The sequence below is a fragment of the Gordonia westfalica genome (assembly GCF_900105725.1).
GTDB lineage: Bacteria > Actinomycetota > Actinomycetes > Mycobacteriales > Mycobacteriaceae > Gordonia > Gordonia westfalica.
Window position 1 is genome coordinate 1 of the sequence record NZ_FNLM01000007.1, and the last position, 21,039, is coordinate 21,039.

The window sequence follows — 21,039 nt, forward strand, 5'->3', positions numbered from 1 at the left end:
AACCTGCGGGCAGTGCGTCCGCGGATTCCTCTGCGGATCGTGCAACCGCGGATTGGCCTACTGAAGGATGACCCGAACGTGCTGCGAAGCGCGATCGAGTACCTCGGTCGAAAGGCCTAGAAACAGCGCATACATACGGACTCAACGAACACCCCTAAGGCCATGAGCCTCTGGGTGTTCGTCATTTCTGGCGGCAAGCAAAGGGGGTGGCAGCGTGGCCACGGAGCTAGGTGTTGCCTACATTTCCATCGTTCCAGAGACGAGCCGTATCGCTCCTGGCATCCGTAACGCGCTCAATGGTGCTGAACGCGGCGCTGGTGACACTGGGCGTCGCATGGGTCACACGATGTCCACCGCCCTCGGCACGGCGCTGGGGATTGGCGTGTCGAAGGCGGCGGGCGCAGCATCGAAGGTGCTGCAGGATGCCCTGTCGGCAGGCTACAACCGGATCACCACCCTGGAGAAGGCGGACATCCAGTTCCGCAATATGGGGCTGTCGGCCGGTGACACGAAGCGTCAGCTTGCCGATCTGAATGACATCGTCACCGGCACCTCGACTTCGCTGGCTGATGCAGCGGCGGCAGCAGCGATGCTGGGCGGTGCTGGCGTGGCGGCGGGCGACGACATGAACAACGCTGTGAAGGCGTTGGTGAACATCTCTGCGGCCTCTGGCGCCTCGGCGCAGGACATCGGCCTCGTGATGATGCAGATCAAGGCGTCGGGCAAGTTGATGGGCTCGGAGGCGTTGCAGCTGGCCCAGCGCGGCGTGCCGATCTATGACCTCATTGCGAAGTCGATCGGCAAGACGACTGCCGAGGTCCGCACCCTCGGCGAAGAGGGCAAGATCTCGTTCGACCAGGTCGTCACGGCGATCAACCAGGGCACCGGCAACCTCGCGAAGGAGATGGGCGAGACCCTTCCCGCGAAGCTCGCCAACTTCCGGACCGCGATGGGCCGCCTGTCGGCTGCGGGCATGGAGCCGTTCCTTCTCCGCGCCAAGGGCGGCGTTGTCGGCCTGACCGAAGCAGTAAACGATCTCACCCCGAAGATGAAGGATTTCGCGCTCGCCGCGGACGCCAAGATCTTCGACCAGTGGGTGCCGCAGCTCAAGGGTCTGTATGCAACCCTCGAGGGCTCGGGAGCTCTTGATCGAGCGGCCGAAACCTTTACGGCGCTGTGGGATTCACTGATGGAACTCGGTCCTGCAGCGCGTACGATTGGGGCGGCACTCGCGGAAGCGTCTGCGTCGCTCGGCGTCGGCGGCTGGCAGGTGTTCCTGGCGACGGTCCAGACGGCGTCGGGGATTCTGCAAGGACTCGCCCCGGTGCTTCAGACTGTCGGCGATCTCATGGAGGCGCATCCGGGTTACGTCACCGCAGCGCTCGCGGCGTGGTTGGCGTTCCGAACCGTGCCCGCAATCCTGGGGCGCGTCACGACGGCGCTCGGCCCGATGCATACGGGAATCAGTCGTGTCGGAACGGCGTTCGGCGGTGTGCGTCCGGCAATCGGCAACTTCACCGACGCCTATCGGACCTCGCTTGGCTACATCCGGCAGGCGAACCCGCAGCTCTCGACGGCCGGCGCCCATATCCGCGTCCTTGGTGCCAACGCGGGAATGGCCGCTTCCGGCGGACTCAGCGCACTACGTGGGGCGGCCGGTGGACTGTCTGCGGCATTGGGCGGCCCTTTGAATATCGCGCTCATGGCTGGTGCCGCATATCTGATGATGGGCGCGCAGGCTCACGCCGATGCGACGCAGAAGGCGAAGGCTCAGTCGCAGGCGGTGAAGGAGCTTGCGGAGTCCCAGAGGCTGATGGGTGCCGCTTTCCGTGAGTCCCGCGGTGCCATGAACGATGACACCTGGGCCAAGGCTGCGGAACAGGTTGGGGCGTACCAGAAGACGCTGAGCACTGCCGCCGATCAGCACAAGTCGACGTGGGAACAGCTCAAAGAGGTCGGCGGCCTCTTCAAGATGGCATCCGGCTCGAACGAAGTGCTGAATGAGAACGCCGAGCGAGCCATGGCGGCTGAAAAGGCGATCCGCGATCTCGGGATGTCCAACGAAGAAGTCGCCCGCTCTCTGTACGGCTCCGACGGACAGTGGAAGCTGCTTGGTGACCGACTTGCCGCCACTGGCGAGGGCGGCATCATGGCGGCGGGCCAGCTCTCGAAGATCCGTGATGAGTTCATGCGCCAGCGCGAGGCGGCTGGGCGCGTGGCGCCTGGCGTCTCCGAACTCGGCGAGGCAATGCGCGTCCTGGGCGACAAGACGTCGACCGCGGCGGAGAAGACACGGGCGCTGAAGTCGGCGCTCGATGCGTTGAACCCCGCCCGCACTGAGGGTGAGGCGATTGCCCGTCACAACGACGTGATGCGTCAGGTTGCTGACTCGACCAAGGAGGCTATCAACCAGTCTGAGGGGTTCGGTGCGGCGCTCCTGAGTCAGAAGCTGGGCATCGACACGGCAACGAAGAATGGTGCTGCGCTCCGGCAATCGCTGGTGGACATTGTGGACGCCACAACTGATGCTGCCGCGTCGGGTGCTGATATGACGGAGCGGAATCGTCAGAACCAGGAGGCTCTCGCCCAGTTGGCGCGGCAGTATGGCCTGACTGGTGAGCAGATCCGTGCCGCTGCAGACAAACTCGGTCTTGATGACGTCGAAGTGACGGTGGCCCTGAAGGGTGCCCCTGAGGCGGTCCAGCAATTGGCGGCGATCTCCGCCAAGTGGAATGACATGCCGACCCAGAAGACGATGACGATCGACAGTTCGGCGGTTACCAAGGAGACGCAGGGTCTGCTGGAGCGGCTGGGTGCGACGGTTGAGCGGATTCCGAACACCAATCAGGTGAAGATCACTGCGGATGATGCGGATGCTCGGGCGAAGATTCTGATGGTTACGCAGAACATCGCCGTGCTGAATGCGCTGCGGGCGAACCCGAAGGTCGACCTCGACAAGGCTATGTTCGATCTGCGAAATAGTGAGGCCCGGGGAGCGCTTGAAGGGCTGGATCGTACCGCTGTGTCGCCGGCTGCTGGGCTAGTTATTGACCAGTTGCTGCAGGGCAAAGCCGTGTCGATGGAGCAGCTGAATACCCTCTCGCAGACCACCGCGAATCCCAAGGTGGATATGGAGATCGCTGCGATTATGCAGAAGCTCGGTCTCATCAACACTGAGCTAGATCGGGCCGCCCGGGAGCGTCAGGCATACATCAATGTGCAGACTCGTGGTCTCAACCTCGGCGACACTACCCCGAGTGGCCAGGTGTGGCGCGGTCCCGGTCTGGCGAACAATGCTGACGGCTCGGTTCGCCGCTACGCACAGGGCGGTATTCGGGATCTCGAGCAGTATGCGAATGGGAAGTTGCCGAACCAGGCGGTCATCGAGAAGGCGCGCCCGAACACTCTGGTGCAGTGGGCTGAACCTGAGACTGGTGGTGAGGCGTTCATTCCTCTGGCCCCGGGGAAGCGGTCCAGGTCGACGAGCATTCTCGCGACAGTCGCGGACATGTTTGGTTACCAGCTCATTCCGGATGGGAATGTGCCGAACAGCCTTTCGGGGTTGCTGGGTGCTATCGCTGGTGGTGGTGTCAAGCGTTTGGCGCAGGCTGCTGGCGTTGATGGTGTTCGCCGGTTCGCTGACGGCGGCATTCTGCGTCGCCTCGCTGAGGGTGAGGGTGCGTCCGGCCCGCTGACGGGCTCCCCGTATGTGTGGGGTGGCGTGAACTGGGGCGACTGCTCTGGTGCCATGAGTGCGTTCGCCCGTAAGGCTGCCGGTTTGGACCCGTTCGGTGGGCGTTTCACCACTGCCACGATGGGTGCGCAGATTCAGCAGATGGGTGGCCAGTTGGGTCGCGGGTCGTCTGGGGATATGCGGTTCGGCTGGTACAACGGCGGCGCCGGGGGTGGGCATACTGCCGGCACTCTCCCGGATGGGACGAACGTTGAGATGGGCGGCCAGAACGGTGGCGGCATGCTGGGCGGCTCTGTGGGGGCTGATGATCCGCAGTTTTCTGAGCATGCGTTCATCAAGGTTGATCCGTCGTGGACTGATCCGGGTTCTGATTCGGGTGGTTGGGTGCAGCGTCCGGATGGGACGTGGGTGCAGACCGGCCCGGGCGGATACGACGCCACAGGCGGTTCAGGCACCTCGGGCAGTAGCACTGGGGATAAGAGCATTTCGGGCCGCCTCGGTGCCGTGGCGAACACGTTCGTGTCCGAGCAGATCGCGGACATGCTCAAGGTGTTCTCCATCAACGACACCCCCGGCATCCTGGGCGCCCTCGCTGAATACGAGAACTCGCAGCAGCAATCGGGTTCGGGGACGAAGGTGTCGCCGGAGGAGCGTGAGCGGGCGAAGGCCGAGTATGACGCGGCGAAGGACTCCCTCAAGTCCGACTATGAGAACGCGAAGCTGACTCGGAAGCAGGACTACGACCGCAAGAAGCAAGATCTCGAGAACCAGTTCACGCTCAAGAAGATCGATCGCGCCACCTACGAACGTCAGCTGAACGATCTCAAGCACAAGTTTGAGAACGACGAGCTGGCGAAGAAGCAGGAGTACGACTCCCGTGTGGCGGAGGCCAAGTCGAAGTATGACTCTGCGACGGGCAAGACACCGAAGCCGGGTGAGGCGGGGTCTGATCCGTCGGCTGCTCTGGGGTTGAAGCAGAAGTACGAGGACGAGAAGCTCGCACGGAAGCAGCAGTACGACCAGGAGAAGGCTGCCCGTAAGGAACGGTACGAGGCCGATAAGAAGGCTCTGCAGGCGCAGAAGCTCGACAAGGATCTGAACAAGCGACGTTCGGATGAGTTGAAGGCCCAGTACGACTCGGATATGGCGGGGATGAAGGCCCGCTATGAGTCGGCGGAGTTGGCGAAGAAGCAGGAGTTTGAGCGTTCTGCCCAGTCGGCTCCGTCGGTGGGTGCCCGCCCGGGTGTGACTGATCCGGGGACGGTGAAGCCTCGTCCTGGCGAAGACCTCGGCGGCACGGCTGCTGGTGGTGCGCCGACGGGGAATGCGATCAAGGACGCGTTCCGGTCCGGTTTGCGTGAGGCGTGGCGTCAGGGTCCTCCGTGGGAGGCCACCGACTGGATCATCAACAAAGAGTCCAGCTGGAATCCGACCGCCACAAATCCGTCGTCGGGGGCGTTCGGTCTGCCCCAGTTCTTGGGATCGACGAAGGACCAGTATCTGCCGGATTCGTCACCCGATCCGCGGGTGCAGGGCGAAGCCTATGACCGATATGTGGGTGACCGTTACGGCGACCCGCTGAAGGCGAAGGATCACCACGTCAACGCCGGCTGGTACGAGCGGGGTGGTGTCATCCACGAGGGTGCGAACATCATGCTCAACGGGCTGGGGCACAAGGAAACTGCGCTGCCGTTCGATCCGCGGGATCTGAAAGCCTCACTCGACCGTGGCGGGGCGGCCCCGGCTGTCCTCGTTGAGAAGCTGGACCAACTCATCTCCGTGATCTCCGCAATGGACGGCGGGACAACGAACGTCACCCTGCGAGACGAACGCGCCTACTACGAGCGGGAACGCCGCCAGCAGCGGGCACGGCACAAGGCTATGAGCGGAGGCCGCTAGATGGGGATGCAGATCACCCTTATCGGTACGTCGGGGATGCGGTGGCCTGTCCACGGCATCGAACGGCATGCCGGCCTCACCCTCAGTGAGGGTGGGGTGGAAGGTCTCATCGATTCTCCCGTGGAAACGCAGTGGGTGGAGGACACGGAGATGGGTGTCGTGTTCGGTGGGGTGCGGTATCTGCCCCGCGACATGACCCTCGGTTTCTATGTGTCGGATGCGTTGTCGGATGAGACGGAGATCGGGCGTCTTGAGTCTGATTTCCGTATGGATTTCGCAGCCCAGCCGGATGAGTGGGATGCCAACTTTCAGCACACTCAGGTTGAGGTGGGGTCGGATCTGTCGGGTGAGCGTCGTTTGACGATGCAGCTTCGGGAAGCTCCCGAGTTGAAGACCCAGCGTGACCCGTACACGCAGCAGTTTTATGACATCACGTATGAGTTGCGGGCGCCGATGCCGTTGTGGGATTCCGGCAAAGAGGTGACGGTGTTTGAGGGTTCGGGGACGTCGGGGTCGGGGACGATTCTGGTGTCGAATCCGACGGACACTCCGTTGCGGCAGACGTGGGTGTTGACGCGCGGGAAGTGGACGTTGCCTGATCCGTCGTGGCGTGGCAAGCGGGGGCAGCGCGCCCCGTCAGGTCCGTACGCGGCGCGGACGGTCGCCCTACCCGAGATCACATCGAGCGATCAGGGTGTGCGGATCACCCGGGAACGCCGCAAGCTGCATGCGATGACGTTCACCGGCTCCAACTTCCTCGGGCGGATGAACGGGCAGTGGATCATTCACGACATCCCCCCATACACGCCGCCCACCTTGTTGCCGATCTCCTACACCAACGCCCCTGCGGGTGGTGCCCGGGCTGAGCTGCATCAGCCGCGTCTGTGGACTCGCCCTGTCGGACTTGAGATGCCGGGACTGTCATGACTGCACCTGTAATCGACTACGACACCCTGACGCTTCAGGAGAAGTGTGAAGCGATCTGGGAGGTTACGGCGGCGGAGGAACGCCGTCTGGCGAAGATGCAACGCACCCAGCCGGGGGTGTTCATTTTCGACGGCCACCAACGGCTACAGCACCTCCTATTGGAGGTTGCTGACCTGGCGGTGGAGGACAAGGAAAACGACACCGGCTCCATCACCCTGTCGATCCCATTCGAGCATCCGGTGGCGCAGTGGATGAACGACGACATCGGCCGCATCAAGCGTGGTGAGGGCGAGTTCTTCCACATCGATGTGGAACACAACGGTATCCGTGTCACGGGCCGCTATGACGAGAAGACGGTGAAGAAGGATGGGATGGGGCAGCGGATGCTGCACGTCACATTCCTCACCGACTACGAAAACCTGAAGTGGATCGACGTCTGGTCGAATCCGTTCCTGCCCGCCATCTTCCAGTTCCCCCGCATCTTCCTGTTGGCCGGACCCTCCATCTGGGTGCTGAAAACAGCGCTCCTGCTGCAGCTGTGGCGCATCAACTCGAGTATCTGGCAAATCCCAGACGACCCCATGAACCCCTCCACCTGGTTGGACGGGTTGGACATGTCGAACTGGGACATCGTCATCAAACCCACCACCTTCCTCCAAGACATGGCCGCCGGCACAACGTGGTCGCTGTTCATGTCCAGGTGGGGGAAGTGGCATGACCGGGCAGAGATGATCCTGAAGGACGCCGAACTGTCCGTGGTCACCCGCCGCTACCGCAAAGGCGACCCCGAACCATGGCCAGGAGCTTTCCTCACCGGAATCAAGGACGGAGCCTTGGTCGTCGACATCGTCGACAAATCCGGCCACATGGAAGGCGCAGCCAACGGCGGCACCATCTTCGACGGCTTCACCCGCACCATCCGCCAACTGATCGGCGACTTCATCGAAGACGCCGAAACCGAGCTGACGGGGGCACCCACCTGGCCGTCAAAGTTCTACCAAGACATGTTCGGCACCCCCAAAGGCTTCCCGTTCGTCCACTTCCCCGCAGACTCCGGCATCGAAACCGAATTCACCACAACACCATCCAAGGGCGTCATCATCAACGCCGGCGGACAATCAGCCCCCGGAGTGAACGAACTCATCAGCGCTGGCATCCAGACGGTCGGCGACCTCGTCACATCCAACCTGAATATCGGCGGCTACGGAATTGGCGCGCAAGGTGGCGCCATCGATGCGGTGTTGAAGCCGTTTTATACGGACACGGTGTTGGCGTGGATTTCGGTGAAGTTGCCTCATCGGATTGCGCAGTCCGGGTCGTCGCATTACAAGGAGTATCACCTTGACCTGCCGGGGAAGGCGTACACGCTGTCGTCGGTGATGGCGATTCGTGCGGGGATTGTGGCGACGGCGCGGAAGAAGAACGCCAAGGTGAAGGTGACGGCGTTGACTCCGTATGTGGTGGGTTGGCCTGGGTATGGCCACCTCTACAAGGGTGATCGTGGTTCGTTTGAGGTGGCTGGTGATACGCGCCGTGAGATTCATGTTGAGCGGGTGATGTCGGCGAAGTTGGAGTGGTCGGCGGATCATTTTGCGCAGTGGGAACTCGAGTTTGGTCCGCGTGAGGATGAGGACCCGATGACTCGTTTGATGCGTGAGATTGCTGGTTTGGCGACTGCTGCGTCGGAGCTCGGCCTGTTCTAACGGAAACTTTCGGATAGCAGGTTATCCTGTTGGGGTGGCGAATAAGCGAGCACCACTAGCCCCAGAGCATGTAGCCGAATGGCGGATCGATCTCAACGACGGGAGAGGGCACCTCGAGGTGCCGGCCAGCCAGTCGGGGTGGTGGGAGTGCCGTTCCTGCGGGAATCTGTGGCAGGAGTCGCAGTCGTCTCGGCGGTTGCGGAAGTGGTGCCGCAAGTGTGCTGGTAAGCAGGGCGCTGAGGTTAACCGCGGCAACGCGGCCACGGCATCCCGGATCGCTGTCCACCTGCAAGGTGAGTGGATCGACGAGAAGCCGCACACTTCGGTGTCGGCGAAGTCGAACTACAAAGCAGCGTGGCGGTGTGGAACGTGTGGGCATGAGTGGCGGGCGACGGTGAAGAACCGGAGCAACGGCTCAGGATGCCCACGGTGTTACCGGCTCTCAGATAAGACCGGTGCGGCGTCCGCACGGTCACGGGCCGCTGCCAAGTCAGATCCACTATCGGACTATCCGATCGCCGCCTGGTGGTCAGATCGCAACCCGCACACCCCGGAGGGAGTGAGCCGCGGCTCCGCGGAACCGGCATGGTGGAACTGCTCCACCTGCGGGACGGAGTTCTCGCGAACGCCGAAAGGAATCCGGGGCGAGGCGGTGCAATGCGAGGCTTGCTCGTACACACACCGCGGCACCAGCTATGCAGCGAACGCAGCAACCGCCAATCCGCTCAGCGAGGAGCTACGCGGACAGCTCGTGGACCCCGCCCTTGGTGTCACGTCGGCGGGGTCGAACACGAAGTTGCAGTGGGTGTGCGCTGACGGGCACATGTGGTGGGCTGCACCGAAGGACCGAGGGCGGGGCAACGGGTGTCCCGCTTGTGCGAAGCACATTTCTCGAGCCGAAATCGAGGTCGCCGACTTTGTGCGGACGCTCACCGGCGACGTGGTCACCAGCACGCGGTCGGTGATCGCACCCAACGAACTCGACATCTACATCCCGTCGAAGAACATCGCGGTCGAGTTCAACGGCCTGTACTGGCATTCGGAGGACGCCGGGAAGGACCGCCACTACCACCAGCGGAAGTGGCAGCGGTGCGCCGACAAGGGCATCCAGATGGTGACTGTGTGGGAAGACGACTGGCGTGACCGCCGGGACATCTGCCAACGCATGATCGCCCGCAAGCTGGGCGTGTCTCAGGAACGCCGGCTGAATGCGCGCAGTCTCACCGTGACCGCGGTAGATCGGGTGGAGGTCCGCGACTTCCTCGAGGCCAACCACATTCAGGGTGCGACCGCAATGAGTGAAGCGTTCGGTTTGCGCGATGGTGGCGAGTTGGTCGCGGTGATGTGCATGAAGTGGCGCACCAAGACTGAGGTGGAGTTGGTGCGGTTCGCCACCTCGGTGATCGTGCGGGGTGGGCATTCGCGGCTGCTGAAGCACGCTGTCGCTGCGATGCAACCACAACGGGTGGTGACATTCGCCGACCACGCCGTCTCTGACGGAGGCCTGTACGAGCAGTGCGGTTTCATCAAAGATGGCGAGCTGCGACCGGATTACACCTACTACTTCCGTGGCGAACGGGTGCACAAGTTCCTGTTCCGCCTGAAGCGGTTCCGCAACGACCCAAACCTGTTGTGGGACGAGTCGTGGACCGAGCAGCAGGCCGCGGCGGAGAACAAGATCCCGCGGATCTGGGATTACGGAAAGACCCGTTACGTACTAGACATTCCCGGGTAGGGCTTGGCCCCCCGGAGAGGGGGCACAGTGTCTTTCAAGCAGTGGGCTGACATGTCCGATGAGGAACGTGAAGCCGAAGCGCAGGCGGTGTCGGTGTTGTTTATCGGCCTGCCTGGTGTGGTGGGTGCCCCGCTGGTGATGGGACCCGACTATTGGGTGGATGTTGCCCGCCATCTGGTGGAGTGCGGTGTCCGGCTGGTGGCGGATTCGATCAAGCACTATGAACCGGGGGACAGCTTGGAGGCGTCGAAGGCTGCGGGGAAGTGGTGTTACGACTCGCATGAGCCGGATGAAACGTATGAGCAGCGGATCGCCCGGCTGGCTGATGAGGAGCATCAGAACTATCTGGCGAAGGTGGAGGAGATGAAGGCCCGCCAGGCGAATACGCAGGAGCGGGTGGTGCAGGCAGAGGCTGTGGCGTTCGCCGCGGAGGTGAAGCGCCGCAAGGCGGATGGAACGTTCGACGGTTCCCCGCACGCCGGCATCAACCCCGAAGCTCTCTAACCCAACAGAACTTTTCACCCTGCACCCGTTCGGGTGTGGGGATTCACCCATGCCCACAGGAGGCAATTATGGCTGATCCCGTTTGGCTTCCCGACGTGCTGCGCGCCGAGGGCCTGAAGGTTGACATCTATCCCGGCGCGTTCGAACGCGGGCACGGCGACTTCGGCACTATCTGGGGTCCGTTCATGCACCACACCGGCTCGTTCGGCGAGACGCCGCGGGGTATCGCGCAGCACTCGTCTCTCGGGCTCGCGTCGCAACTCCACCTCGCGCCGAACGGTGTTGTCACGCTGTGCGGCGTCGGCGTCGCATGGCACGCGGGCACCGGCTCGTGGCCGGGCATCCCCGCGAACAACGGCAACGCCGTGACGATCGGCATCGAGGCCGCACACAACGGCACCGCGGCATGGTCGGAGGCCCAGTACGGCGCATACCTGAAGGTCGTCCGGGCCATCAACAAGCGCCTCGGCAACCCGTGGAACAAGGTCGTCGCGCACAAGGAGTACGGCGCGATCCAGGGCAAGTGGGACCCCGGGAACCTCGACATGAAGCTGTTCCGTCAGCGGCTCCTCCAGGCACCGGATAAGCCGCTCGTGGTCATGAACATGATCGAGCTCGAGGCCAAGGAGAATCCGTGGGTCGGCGTCCGTAAGGCGAAGCCCGGCGCCGGGGGTGAGCGCAAGGTCGGCCGCGACGGTAAGGGCCGGTTCGTCGAGTACGAGAACGCGCACATCTACTTTCACCCGGCGACCGGCGCGCACGCCATCCCGCACGGCGGCCTGTTCGAGGCGTACGCCGAGCGCAAGTGGGAGACCGGCGAACTCGGCTTCCCGGTGCGCGACTTCACCAAGCTCGCCGACGGCGCAGTCATGGCGTTCCAGGGTGGCGTGCTCTACCGCAAGGACGGCAAGGACCACCACGTCGTGAAGGGCGTCATCGGCCAGCGCTGGGCGCTCGAGGGCTACGAGAAGGGCCCGCTCGGCTGGCCGACGTCGGACGAGATCTCGAACGGCACGGGCGGCAAGCGTCAGGCGTTCGAGCACGGCGTCCTCGAGTGGGACCCCTCAGGCGCGGTGAAGAAGATCGGCGACGCCGCGAAGGATCTCACTCTCGTCAACGCGGCCGGCATCCCGCTGGCCGTCGAAGCAGTCGACCTCATCGCGGCCTGAGCCGCACCCACAGAAGGAGTTCTCGTCATGTCTGTACCCACCCCTCGTCTTGTCCTCGGCCGCGAGCCCGCCGCCTGGACCTCCCTCGTCTCAGCCATCCTGGTTCTGCTGACCACGTTCGGGTTCAACATCCCCACCGAGACTCAGGGCGTGTTCATGGCCGCGGTCAACGCGGTGCTCGGTCTGCTCGTGGTGATCTCGGTGAAGGAGAGCGTGTACCCGGCGCTCGTCGCGGTCGTTCAGACCGCGGTGCCGCTGGTCGTTGCGTTCGGCTTGAACCTCAGCGAGCAGCAACAGGGCGCCATCCTCGCGGTCTCCACGATTGCTCTCGGATTCCTGTTCACCCGCCCGCAGGTCACACCGAAGGTGTTGGCAGGTATTGAGCTTCCCGCTGACGGCGTCGAGCGCGAAGTCAACCTCGGCCGATGACCGTGACCTCGAGCGCCAGCGCTTGGATGAACCCCGCCGCGCTGAGTGACATCGGCGTGGTGGGGGTCGTCGTCGGCATGGCGCTCGTGCTCGGTATCGCCTTCGCCCGTGGCTGGATCGTATGGGGATCGGAGATCTCGATCTACAAGACCGCGGCCGAGCGCGACGCCAAGACCATCGCCGACCTCCTCGAGACCAACGCGCGCAACGCGCAGACGATGGCCGAGTGGAATGTCGCCGGCCAGCTCATCGCGAGCCAGTCGAAGGCACTGCGAGAGAGCTTGGAGTCCAACTGATGTGGGGATTCAAGACCAAGGGGGCGAGCGCGCACGAAGTTGATGCGCGCTCGAAGCGAAACGCGCGATCGGCCGAAGAAGCCCGGTCCGAAAGCGCACGGCTCGCCGAACGGGCGCGGCCGGTACAGCGGGAGCTTCGTGACCAGTTGGAACGCAACCACTGGGCCGAGCTGATCTTCGGAAGGCTGAACTAGTGGAGCTGATAGCCGACTGGGCACTTGTGGTGCTCGCCGTGCTGGCCACCGTCTACACCATCTGCTACGCCGCATGGCAGTACTGGTGGAAGGAGCGGGTGTCACTCATCTACCTAGGCAAGTCGACCCTGATGTCGCTGGTCTTTCTCCAGATCTCGGCGTCAGTGTGGGCGGGTACTGACTATCCGGGGCGGGCGTGGATTCGATTCATCCTGTACTCGGGTGGCGCCGTGATGATGCTCGCGCTCCTGGTGATGCTGCTGGTGTTGCAGTACAAGACCCGCCGTGACCGTTGGGCGGCAGGCGACTTCCGCCGGCCATGGCAAGTGTGGCGCGACGAGATCCGAGCATGGTGGGCAGGACGGTCATGATCGAACTTCTCTGGGTCGACGGAACTTGGGCACCCCGCGGCGGCTCCCCCGCGTCGGAGGCGCTGCGCCGCGCGCTCGACCCCCGCAAGGTGAAGTTCACGTATGTGCCGTACCCGGCCGACTTCGGCCCGGCGACCGGCATGGGCGACCTGTCGTATGAGGAGTCGAAAGCGATCGGCGCGGCAGCGTTGGATCGAGCTGTCACCGAATCCCGCGAACTCGTGGTCGTCGGCGGCTACAGTGCGGGCGCGGCGGTCGCAGTGAAGTACGCGCGCGACATCCTGCCTCGGCGGCCTCGCCATCAGGTGCTCGCCGTCGCGACGCTGGGCGACCCGCACACGCCGGTGCATCACGGCCGGTCCGGGATCGCCGGGGCGCTGCACGTCCCGCGGCCTCGGTTCACCGAGTGGGCGCCGGGTGATCCGATCGCCGACCTGCCGCTAGGTTCACCGCTGCGCACGGTCGCCGACCTAACCGGGTGGATGTCGGTGCGCACACCCGAGGCCGCCCGCGCCTGGGCGTTCAAGACCGCTGAACGTCTGGCGGTGGCGCAGCCGTGGTGGAATCCGTTCCGCTGGCCCGATTTCGCGCGTGCGGGGGAGGACATCCGCAACTATCTCGGCACTGCGCATTCCACGGACTACGACGGTGGTGGCCACGCTAAGCGGTTGGCCCGCATGATCGAAGGGGTGAGTTAGCCATTACAGCTCCAGATCAGCCCGGTGCTGGTGTACCGGGCAAATACTTCCTGCCCGCGAACCGCCCGAACGGTGCCACGTCAGGCCTGTCGCAGTTCGCGAATGCGGATCAGGCGTTCTGGGATGACTACGCGTACAACCAGTTCAATCCGAAGTTTAAGCATATGGGTGAGCCGGTTGATGTGATCCGGTTGTTGGCTCATGCGGCGACGGCGAACATTGCGTCGATCATCAACGGCATTTTCAATGGCTGGTTTGGTGGCGGTTCGGTTGGTGATCCGCAAGAGGTTCAGTACACGATCCAGGCCATCGCTGACGCCGTCCTCAACGGCTACAACGTGGAAACCAAGGTCACGTCGGGTACGTGGACGAAACCTGAAAACATCACCGAACTGATCGTGGGTCTCATCGGATGTGGGAAGAACGGTTCGGACGGCACCTCCAGTACCACCACCCGCGCAGCTGGCGGCCTCGGCGGTGGATACATTTTCCAGCAACTCGACCCCGAATCAGTGGATTCGAGTACGCCTTACGTCGTTGGCACGAATGGCAATCCGTCCAGTTTCGGCACCCATATCACCACGACCCCAGGGCAGGGTGGGATCTCGACATCGTTCGGCTATTCACCCACCACATCCCTGCCGGGGAACGGCGGCGGTGGTGGTCTAGTGTCCTGAGTCATTAATTGTCATTCGGTTGATAGACTGGGGAATGGCAACCCGGGGTCCGCGAGCAGTGGATATTGTTCTGACCGATGACGAGCGCCGTGAGCTCGAAGGGTGGGCGCGTCGGCGAACGACGGCCTCGGGTTTGGCGATGCGATCACGAATCGTTCTCGCTGCCGCAGATGGCGGGTCGAATACCGAAGTGGCACAACGACTCGGCCTCAACCGAGGTACCGTGCGGCGATGGCGAGGCCGGTTCGTCGAGCACCGCTGCGAGGGGTTGCTCGACGAACCCCGGCCCGGGCGACCTCGAACCGTCGGCGACGAGCAGATCAAAGACCTGATCACCGCAACTCTCGAGACCACTCCGAAGAATGCGACACACTGGTCGACTCGGTCGATGGCTGAGCATCTCGACATGTCGCAGTCAACTGTTTCGCGTGTATGGAGAGCGTTCGGATTGGCTCCACACAAACAGGATTCGTGGAAGCTGTCGAAAGATCCCATGTTCACCGAAAAGGTCCGCGACGTCGTCGGGCTCTACATGAACCCACCCGAACGTGCCCTGGTGCTCTGCGTTGACGAGAAGACCCAGATCCAAGCGCTCGATCGCACCCAGCCGATCTTTCCCATGCTCCCGGGCACCCCGCAACGGGCCAGCCACGACTACGTGCGCAACGGCACCTCCAGCCTGTACGCGGCGTTGGACATCGCGTCGGGCAAAGTCATCGGTTCGCTTCACTCACGGCATCGCGCAACGGAATTCATCGGATTCCTCCGCAAGATCGACGCCGAGGTACCCGACGAGCTCGACGTCCACCTGGTCATGGACAATGCCTCCACCCACAAGACACCCGCGGTCAAGCGATGGCTGACCGCGCACCCGCGGTTTGTTGTCCACTTCACCCCCACCAGCTCATCCTGGATGAACCTCGTCGAACGCTGGTTCGCCGAACTGACCACCAAGAAACTCCAACGCTCCACCCACCGCACCGTACGAGCACTCAATGCCGACATCAGAGCGTGGATCGAGACCTGGAACGACAACCCCCGCCCCTACGTGTGGGTCAAGACCGCTGACCAGATCCTCGACTCCATCGCCCACTACTGCACACGAATTAATGACTCAGGACACTAGCAGACTCCGGCACGAATGGTTTGGCGGGCGGGTCAACGCCTCTCGGCGCTGGTGGGACTGCGGGGGCAGGTGCGCCTAGCGGTAACGGTGGACCCGGTGGTGCAGGCGCGAACGTGTCGCCGGCAACTCAAACGAAGTGTGGCGGCGCCGGTGGTGGTGGCGGTGGTGGTGGTGGCCGTGTCAGCTTCCTCAACTACAGCGGCGGAGCTGGCGGCCCGGGCGGCTATCCCGGCGGTGGTGGTGGCGGTGGTGGTGGTTCGAACGGCGGTACCGGCTCATTCGGCGCTGGCGGTATCGGCGCTACCGGTGTGATCTGGATCTTCTGGAGATGAGTATGAAACCAGCAACCCTTGTGGCTGAAGCTCTTCCGCATATGCCGCCGATCACGAACCTGTACTCCACGGAGGATGGGTTCCTGTTGGTGTTGGTGGTGGAAGTGCCTGACATGACTTCGATTCTCACCAGCATGGGAATGCAGGTTCCCGTCTCGCGGTCGCATCTGAAACCGGATGTGTCGGTGTTCCTGTCGGATGAGCGTGGCCAGGTCATCGACTACGACGGTGACCCCGCCAACGGTTTGACCCCGATCCTGTCGACTGACTCGAAGTCGTTCGCGATGACCATCAACCCCGACCTCGCCACCCACGCTGATGCTTTGGCGGCACTCGGATATGAACTCACAGAACAGGAGACACCATGACCACCGTCACCCTCGGATGGGAGGGAACGAAAGCGGAAATCCCCCTCTACCAGAACAGTGACCTGGTTTTCTCCCTCGACCCCATCGACGCCACCTCCGGCAACATCACATCGTGGCCGGTCGGTGCAGCATCGACCCTCTACTTTTTCGAAGGCGACCCCGTCCGGAACGCCACCACCCCCATCATCTCCATCCCCGGCGTGGTGGAACCACCCTCCATCGACTATGTGGTGCAACAGGAAACGCTGGCCCCCATCATCGGGCGGGCCACCCACTTCCTGCTCACGGTGTCGATGCCCGAAACCCCCACCCAGGAATATCCCCTCTACTACGGGAAAGCAGTCCGCCGTGTCTGAGTGGACCGACGACAACGGCACCCGACATTGGATCGACGATCACGGGCGGGAACACGTCGACCTCACCGCCGAACAAACCCTCCACCTCGACATCAACTACAACCTAGGAGAATGACATGGCACTCGCCACCAACGCGATGAAAACCGCCCTGCTCAATGCGTATGCAGCGCAGGGAACGTGGATTTCCCTGCACACCGCCGACCCCGGCAGCACCGGCGCATCCGAGGTGTCGGGCGGTACCCCCGCGTATGCCCGCCAGCAGACGACCTGGGGGACTCCGGCGTCGGGTTCCATGACCGGGTCGAAGGTGTCGATCAACGTGCCCGCCACCACCGTCGTCGCGGCCGGCGTGTACTCGGCGCAAACCTCCGGCACCTATTTGGACAAACTGTCCATCCCCTCCACCACAGTCAGTGCGAACGCCACCATCGACGTCACCCCCACGATCACCATCACGTAGATGATCGTTCTGGCAGGCAGGGTGGTGACGGCAGTCCCCAACCGTCCCTACCTGTTTACGGCGGTACCGGTTCCGCGGGTGGGTGTGGTGCTACCTGCTGCACCCCACACGCGGGTGGTGGTACCGGAAGCCCGGCACACTGGGGTGAGGTTGCCGACGGCCCCGCACTATCGGACCCGCCGGCCCCGCACCAAAGAACGGTTGATGTCCGGCAACACCATCACCGTCACCGCTGCGGGTGTGGTGTACGCCCGACTCTGCGTGGACTATGCGGAGCAATCCGTCCAGGTGGGGCAGTCCGGGAAACTCGGTGTCGGCATAGCCGGTACCGGTTCGGGTGTGGTGGCTGGTGTGGGTGTGGTGCGTGCCCGTTACACCCTGACCGCAACCAACACCATCACCACCGACACCAGCAGCGATGGCCGCGCCCGCTACACACTCGACGCTACACAAGCGACCACTGTCACCCCTGCAGCGTCGACGGCAACTCTCTACACCCTGACCGCCACACAAGACATCACCATCACCCAACCTGTCGTCACCCGCCCACGCATTGAGCTGGATGCAGCACAAGACATGGTGGTGGCGCCGACAGCATCGTCAGTGCCATCGGTGGGATCGGTGAATGCGGATGCCTCCCAAACGTTCGAGGTGACGTCTGTGGCGGTGGTGAGGGTACGACACACCATCTCCGCCACCCAAACCACCACCGTGGGGCAGGCCACCGAACTGGGTGGCCTACGCGTACCGTTAGCCGCTTCTCAAACGGTGGCTGCCGACCAAACCGGTACGGCGCGGGCACGCTACACGCTGGCGGCACTGCAAACCATTAATGTCGCCGACACCGCAGACCTGCGCCCCCAGCTCGCCGCCGCCAACACTGTGACTGTCACTGGCACAGCCACATCCCGACCCCGCCACACCCTGACCGGCACCAACAGTGCTGCAACATCGAGTGCCGCGACCGCCACCCTCGTCACGTTCACCCGTCAACGCATGCAGAACGGGTCAGTATCGAACTCGTTCCTCCCGTATGTGCAGGTGACCGGGTTCACCTCTGACCCCACCTATCCGGCGACGGTCACCAACAATGCGCTCGTCGTGAAGGGCGCCGGGAACGTCACCCTCACCTGGTCGGCGACTGGTAACGGCAACATCAAAATCCAACGCAACGGTGTCGACGTCGGCAGCGTCGGACTCACCGGCACAGTGTCGTTGACCGTCGCCGCAGGCGACCAACTCACCATGTGGCATGCCTCGAATGGCGGACCTCAGTCAGTGTCTGGCTGCTGGATCAACATCACCCCCGCATAAGGCGCCCGTCTGCGGTACCCCCCTCCTGTTCGAAAGGAAGTTCATGTCCGGACGTTTGACTGGTGTGTATCAGCTCCCCGATGGGGGTTCCCGCCGCGGGATTCGAAACTGTGGATTCGGGTGCCGGTGGACCGCAACAACGCTGGGGTGACCGTGTACTCGGCGCCCACCGTCATCCCCATCAACCCGCCCACGCACCCGTCCGCCCTGGTTTCTACGACTCGGGGTTGCTCCCTGAGGGTCCGTACCAGGTGCAGAAGGCGATCTTCGGGGCGAAGGATTACCGGTCGAAGTGGTATTCGGTTGTCCTGACAGAAGGTTCGCACACGCTGCAGGAGTTGATCGAGGACTACGACCCGACGCCTACACCCCAGCCGTGGTGAACGCTGTCGCCACCCTGCGGGACGAGACCCGCACGGCCCGTGATGAGGCAGCCCAAATCCTGGAGGACGTGACGGCAGGTGCGGTACCGGATTCGGCGGTGGCATCGAAGATCACCGCCGAGGGGTCTGCCTCCCGTGCCGCGGTCGATGCCCGTGTCGCAGCAGGCACCACAGGCTTCCTCACACAAGAGGTAGCTGAGGAAACTTATGCTCCGCGCGTGGGGGCGTGTTCTTCGTCGGCGAGCACGGTCTCGTGGGTGACTGGGCCGGGGGTGATGCCAACTCGGGGAGTGGCACTAATGACACCGCCGCGTTGACTGATCTCATCGCTGCCGTGCCTGACGGTTCGACGATCGTCTTCGATGCCACCAAGACCTACCGCCTCGACCCCTTGTCGATCACCGGTAAGTCACTCACGCTCGACTTCAATGGCGCACGGGTTGTGACGAAAACGATGGACTCCGGCGACCTGTCGGTGGCCAGCCCCTTTATCTCGTGGTCGTCCACCGTCGGCCCTGAGGTTGATCTCAGCAGCTCGGGGTTCGCCCGTGGAGCTACCGAGGTAATCACGAACCCTTTCTCAGGATCGAACGGGTTCTCAACCGACGACCTGGTCATCGTCCGTGACCGATACCCCGTCGCCCGGTGGGACACTGGCGCGAACGCCTCGTGGGTCGGACGCGGCGAGGTCAACATCGTGCAGTCGATCACGCCGTCCACAGGAACCGTGCGCCTCCGCATCCCCCTCAGCCACCAGTACCAGGCCAACTTCTCCGTGGTCCCCACGCTGCAACGCATCTCGACCCCGGTCCGTCCGGTCGTCAAGAACATCGGACTCATCATCGACACCAACCCGACGGCATGTACACCGGGGACATCGAGACCTCAGGCGGTCACCTGTTCTACTTCTACGCCTGCGTGGACCCCGAGTGGAGAACGTGCGCGCCGAGGGGTGGGAGAACCACATCGTCAACTTCAACAAGTGCCTGCGCCCGCGAACCATCGACATCGAGGGGCGAAACCCATTCCAGACAGGATCAGGGCACGGGTACATCGGGCGCATGACTCACTGCGTCGATGGCGAGTTCACCCGTAGCGTCGCCTACGGGACACGACACGTCGCCAACTACGTGGCGTCGGCGCGGTGTGGGTCGCGGTCGTGCCGGTCGTACCGCCCCGCTGGGGTGTCCTACCAGACCCACGGACTGCGGTCACGCGACATCTACTCGGTCGATGACACCGTGGTCGGCGGCGACTCGTCGGGCTGGTCACACGGCAACACCACCTACGCGGGCGACTACGGGTATCGCATTCTACGACCGCGCTACTACGGCACCAACAACGGTGTTCTCGCGCGCTGCGGCAGCACTGGTACACGCATCATCGACCCGAGATTCACACCACAGCCAAGGGCGTGGAGGTGTCGAGCCTCGCGTCAGACGTGATCGTGGACCTCACCCAGGGGACCATCGAGATATTCGGAGAAGCGGGGACGTCCTACGCGGTACACGCCGCCGATGTCAACGGCAGCGGCGAGTACAAGCCGGGCTCGGTCACCGTCCACGGCCCGGCGATCTCGTTGGAACTCGCGCCCTGGTGTCCCTCGACGTGACTGGTGCGGCCCGCATAGGTGGCGTCGAGTACGACCAGGGCGACGACCAGTTGCAGCGATGGGACGGCACCGACTGGGCCGAAGTCGAATCCGGTGGCGCAGCAGGCGTCACGCTCGATACCGACCAGACGATCACCGGGGCGAAGTCGATGGCCGAGGTGGGATTCTTCGGCACGTCCGCGCTCGGCACGAAGCCGTCCGCAACAGACGACCTCGGCACCGTCCTGTCCAGCCTTGGACTTCGCACTGCTGGTGGTGCGTATCCGATCACGACCTCGGGGGCGGTCGCTCTCACAGGCGGATTCCGTACCGGGCTCGGCAATCGATCCGGTACCTACAACATCACCACCAACACCGCGCCGTTCAACATGTGCGATGCCAGTGGTGGAGCGTTCACGATCTCACTGCCGAACACCGGATCGGCTGGGTATCGCTTCACTATCAAGAAGATCGACGCCTCAGCCAACGCGGTCACCGTGTCCGCGCCGATCGGCATCGACGGTGTGCCGACCCTCGTGCTCACCGATCAGTGGGAGTGGGTGGAGGTCGTCAGCACTTTCACCACAGGCCAGTACATGATCGTCGGTCGGGGCTGACCCCCGCCCATAACCGGAATCGGGACACCGCTGTCACGGCTCCCAGGCGTCGCCGAGTACCGCGGCGAGCCGGTCGGTGAGGTCCGGGGCCTCGGCGCGCTGGAGTAGACCACGTCGTCGCATTCGACGGCGAGTGCGAGTAGGTCGGGGTCGGGTGGTGTCCATCCGCCGTCGGTGGCTTGTGTCATTTCGGCT

The 21,039-nt window shown here is 63.4% G+C and carries 24 protein-coding genes and 1 pseudogene; 24 read left to right on the forward strand and 1 reads right to left on the reverse strand.

From position 1 onward, the window contains the following. Window positions 1-346 precede the first annotated feature (346 nt). The 21 genes and pseudogenes from BLU62_RS00845 to BLU62_RS32100 all read left to right on the forward strand — a co-directional run bounded on the left by BLU62_RS00845 (window position 347) and on the right by BLU62_RS32100 (window position 18,953). The gene (locus BLU62_RS00845) at window positions 347-5,593 is read left to right on the forward strand and encodes an aggregation-promoting factor C-terminal-like domain-containing protein (protein ID WP_159441505.1); all 5,247 of its coding nucleotides are present in this window, start codon (window positions 347-349) and stop codon (window positions 5,591-5,593) included. 6 nt (window positions 5,594-5,599) lie between these two features. Next, entirely contained in the window at window positions 5,600-6,520 is a 921-nt protein-coding gene (locus BLU62_RS00850; protein ID WP_139179915.1) for a hypothetical protein, read from the forward strand. Beyond that, complete coding sequence (locus BLU62_RS00855; protein WP_074847968.1) at window positions 6,517-8,223, forward strand: Gp37-like protein; 1,707 nt, start codon at window positions 6,517-6,519, stop codon at window positions 8,221-8,223. Before BLU62_RS00850 ends, BLU62_RS00855 begins: the two co-directional genes overlap by 4 nt. A gap of 118 nt (window positions 8,224-8,341) precedes the next feature. After that, a pseudogene (locus BLU62_RS34660) lies at window positions 8,342-9,097 on the forward strand (zinc-ribbon domain-containing protein); the annotation flags it as partial. 45 nt (window positions 9,098-9,142) lie between these two features. After that, a complete protein-coding gene (locus BLU62_RS33325; RefSeq protein WP_074848080.1) occupies window positions 9,143-9,958 on the forward strand; it encodes a PDDEXK family nuclease in 816 nt (271 codons plus the stop codon). A 27-nt stretch (window positions 9,959-9,985) separates the two neighbouring features. After that, a complete protein-coding gene (locus BLU62_RS00865; RefSeq protein WP_074848090.1) occupies window positions 9,986-10,462 on the forward strand; it encodes a phage gene 29 protein family protein in 477 nt (158 codons plus the stop codon). A gap of 68 nt (window positions 10,463-10,530) precedes the next feature. Next, window positions 10,531-11,631 carry a peptidoglycan recognition protein family protein gene (locus tag BLU62_RS00870; protein WP_074847974.1) on the forward strand — a complete coding sequence of 367 codons (1,101 nt, stop codon included), beginning with the start codon at window positions 10,531-10,533 and terminating at the stop codon, window positions 11,629-11,631. A 27-nt stretch (window positions 11,632-11,658) separates the two neighbouring features. After that, on the forward strand, window positions 11,659-12,060 hold the full coding sequence (locus tag BLU62_RS00875) for a hypothetical protein (RefSeq protein WP_074847976.1): 402 nt from the start codon (window positions 11,659-11,661) through the stop codon (window positions 12,058-12,060). Then, window positions 12,057-12,356, forward strand: coding sequence for a hypothetical protein (locus BLU62_RS00880; protein WP_074847977.1), 300 nt, complete (start codon window positions 12,057-12,059; stop codon window positions 12,354-12,356). The genes BLU62_RS00875 and BLU62_RS00880 overlap by 4 nt, the downstream gene beginning before the upstream one ends. Continuing rightward, window positions 12,356-12,550, forward strand: a complete 195-nt coding sequence (locus BLU62_RS00885) for a DUF7620 family protein (protein ID WP_074847979.1) — start codon at window positions 12,356-12,358, stop codon at window positions 12,548-12,550. The genes BLU62_RS00880 and BLU62_RS00885 overlap by 1 nt, the downstream gene beginning before the upstream one ends. After that, window positions 12,550-12,921 (forward strand): putative phage holin, encoded by a 372-nt coding sequence (locus tag BLU62_RS00890; RefSeq protein ID WP_074847981.1) that lies wholly within the window; start codon window positions 12,550-12,552, stop codon window positions 12,919-12,921. The genes BLU62_RS00885 and BLU62_RS00890 overlap by 1 nt, the downstream gene beginning before the upstream one ends. Continuing rightward, complete coding sequence (locus tag BLU62_RS00895) at window positions 12,918-13,619, forward strand: PE-PPE domain-containing protein (protein WP_074847983.1); 702 nt, start codon at window positions 12,918-12,920, stop codon at window positions 13,617-13,619. Before BLU62_RS00890 ends, BLU62_RS00895 begins: the two co-directional genes overlap by 4 nt. 164 nt (window positions 13,620-13,783) lie before the next feature. Next, entirely contained in the window at window positions 13,784-14,296 is a 513-nt protein-coding gene (locus BLU62_RS00900; RefSeq protein WP_074847985.1) for a hypothetical protein, read from the forward strand. A 34-nt stretch (window positions 14,297-14,330) separates the two neighbouring features. Continuing rightward, on the forward strand, window positions 14,331-15,422 hold the full coding sequence (locus tag BLU62_RS00905; RefSeq protein ID WP_074847987.1) for an IS630 family transposase: 1,092 nt from the start codon (window positions 14,331-14,333) through the stop codon (window positions 15,420-15,422). Window positions 15,423-15,756: 334 nt separating this feature from the next. Continuing rightward, complete coding sequence (locus BLU62_RS00910; protein WP_425284523.1) at window positions 15,757-16,122, forward strand: DUF7572 family protein; 366 nt, start codon at window positions 15,757-15,759, stop codon at window positions 16,120-16,122. After that, window positions 16,119-16,478 (forward strand): LtfC-like domain-containing protein, encoded by a 360-nt coding sequence (locus BLU62_RS00915; protein ID WP_074847991.1) that lies wholly within the window; start codon window positions 16,119-16,121, stop codon window positions 16,476-16,478. Before BLU62_RS00910 ends, BLU62_RS00915 begins: the two co-directional genes overlap by 4 nt. Continuing rightward, window positions 16,471-16,593 carry a hypothetical protein gene (locus BLU62_RS34185; RefSeq protein WP_280141504.1) on the forward strand — a complete coding sequence of 41 codons (123 nt, stop codon included), beginning with the start codon at window positions 16,471-16,473 and terminating at the stop codon, window positions 16,591-16,593. The genes BLU62_RS00915 and BLU62_RS34185 overlap by 8 nt, the downstream gene beginning before the upstream one ends. Before the next feature lies 1 nt (window position 16,594). Further along, window positions 16,595-16,939, forward strand: coding sequence for a phage tail fiber protein (locus BLU62_RS00920; protein WP_074847993.1), 345 nt, complete (start codon window positions 16,595-16,597; stop codon window positions 16,937-16,939). A 204-nt stretch (window positions 16,940-17,143) separates the two neighbouring features. Further along, entirely contained in the window at window positions 17,144-18,253 is a 1,110-nt protein-coding gene (locus BLU62_RS00925) for a hypothetical protein (RefSeq protein ID WP_074847995.1), read from the forward strand. Between the two features lie 80 nt (window positions 18,254-18,333). Next, entirely contained in the window at window positions 18,334-18,636 is a 303-nt protein-coding gene (locus BLU62_RS32095) for a hypothetical protein (RefSeq protein WP_139179917.1), read from the forward strand. Continuing rightward, a complete protein-coding gene (locus tag BLU62_RS32100; protein WP_139179918.1) occupies window positions 18,630-18,953 on the forward strand; it encodes a hypothetical protein in 324 nt (107 codons plus the stop codon). The genes BLU62_RS32095 and BLU62_RS32100 overlap by 7 nt, the downstream gene beginning before the upstream one ends. A gap of 58 nt (window positions 18,954-19,011) precedes the next feature. On the opposite strand, the gene BLU62_RS00930 is transcribed toward BLU62_RS32100, so the two are convergent. Further along, a complete protein-coding gene (locus BLU62_RS00930) occupies window positions 19,012-19,467 on the reverse strand; it encodes a hypothetical protein (protein WP_139179919.1) in 456 nt (151 codons plus the stop codon). Between the two features lie 98 nt (window positions 19,468-19,565). Here BLU62_RS00930 and BLU62_RS00935 point away from each other — a divergent pair, with 98 nt between their 5' ends. Genes BLU62_RS00935 through BLU62_RS00945 form a run of 3 tightly spaced genes read left to right on the forward strand, consistent with a single transcriptional unit; the run spans window position 19,566 to window position 20,844 of the window. After that, window positions 19,566-20,081, forward strand: a complete 516-nt coding sequence (locus tag BLU62_RS00935) for a hypothetical protein (protein ID WP_074847999.1) — start codon at window positions 19,566-19,568, stop codon at window positions 20,079-20,081. A gap of 2 nt (window positions 20,082-20,083) precedes the next feature. Then, window positions 20,084-20,248, forward strand: coding sequence for a hypothetical protein (locus BLU62_RS32695; RefSeq protein ID WP_159441506.1), 165 nt, complete (start codon window positions 20,084-20,086; stop codon window positions 20,246-20,248). Then, window positions 20,233-20,844, forward strand: a complete 612-nt coding sequence (locus BLU62_RS00945) for a hypothetical protein (RefSeq protein WP_074848002.1) — start codon at window positions 20,233-20,235, stop codon at window positions 20,842-20,844. Before BLU62_RS32695 ends, BLU62_RS00945 begins: the two co-directional genes overlap by 16 nt. Window positions 20,845-21,039: the final 195 nt, after the last annotated feature.

Coding starts and splice junctions, on each gene's coding strand:
- BLU62_RS00845 (WP_159441505.1), top strand. CDS start 347: ATGTCCACCGCCCTCGGCACGGCGCTGGGGATTGGCGTGTCGAAGGCG.
- BLU62_RS00850 (WP_139179915.1), top strand. CDS start 5,600: ATGCAGATCACCCTTATCGGTACGTCGGGGATGCGGTGGCCTGTCCAC.
- BLU62_RS00855 (WP_074847968.1), top strand. CDS start 6,517: ATGACTGCACCTGTAATCGACTACGACACCCTGACGCTTCAGGAGAAG.
- BLU62_RS00870 (WP_074847974.1), top strand. CDS start 10,531: ATGGCTGATCCCGTTTGGCTTCCCGACGTGCTGCGCGCCGAGGGCCTG.
- BLU62_RS00875 (WP_074847976.1), top strand. CDS start 11,659: ATGTCTGTACCCACCCCTCGTCTTGTCCTCGGCCGCGAGCCCGCCGCC.
- BLU62_RS00880 (WP_074847977.1), top strand. CDS start 12,057: ATGACCGTGACCTCGAGCGCCAGCGCTTGGATGAACCCCGCCGCGCTG.
- BLU62_RS00885 (WP_074847979.1), top strand. CDS start 12,356: ATGTGGGGATTCAAGACCAAGGGGGCGAGCGCGCACGAAGTTGATGCG.
- BLU62_RS00895 (WP_074847983.1), top strand. CDS start 12,918: ATGATCGAACTTCTCTGGGTCGACGGAACTTGGGCACCCCGCGGCGGC.
- BLU62_RS00900 (WP_074847985.1), top strand. CDS start 13,784: ATGGGTGAGCCGGTTGATGTGATCCGGTTGTTGGCTCATGCGGCGACG.
- BLU62_RS00905 (WP_074847987.1), top strand. CDS start 14,331: ATGGCAACCCGGGGTCCGCGAGCAGTGGATATTGTTCTGACCGATGAC.
- BLU62_RS00910 (WP_425284523.1), top strand. CDS start 15,757: ATGAAACCAGCAACCCTTGTGGCTGAAGCTCTTCCGCATATGCCGCCG.
- BLU62_RS00915 (WP_074847991.1), top strand. CDS start 16,119: ATGACCACCGTCACCCTCGGATGGGAGGGAACGAAAGCGGAAATCCCC.
- BLU62_RS00920 (WP_074847993.1), top strand. CDS start 16,595: ATGGCACTCGCCACCAACGCGATGAAAACCGCCCTGCTCAATGCGTAT.
- BLU62_RS00925 (WP_074847995.1), top strand. CDS start 17,144: ATGTCCGGCAACACCATCACCGTCACCGCTGCGGGTGTGGTGTACGCC.
- BLU62_RS32095 (WP_139179917.1), top strand. CDS start 18,334: ATGGGGGTTCCCGCCGCGGGATTCGAAACTGTGGATTCGGGTGCCGGT.
- BLU62_RS00930 (WP_139179919.1), bottom strand. CDS start 19,467: ATGTTCTTGACGACCGGACGGACCGGGGTCGAGATGCGTTGCAGCGTG.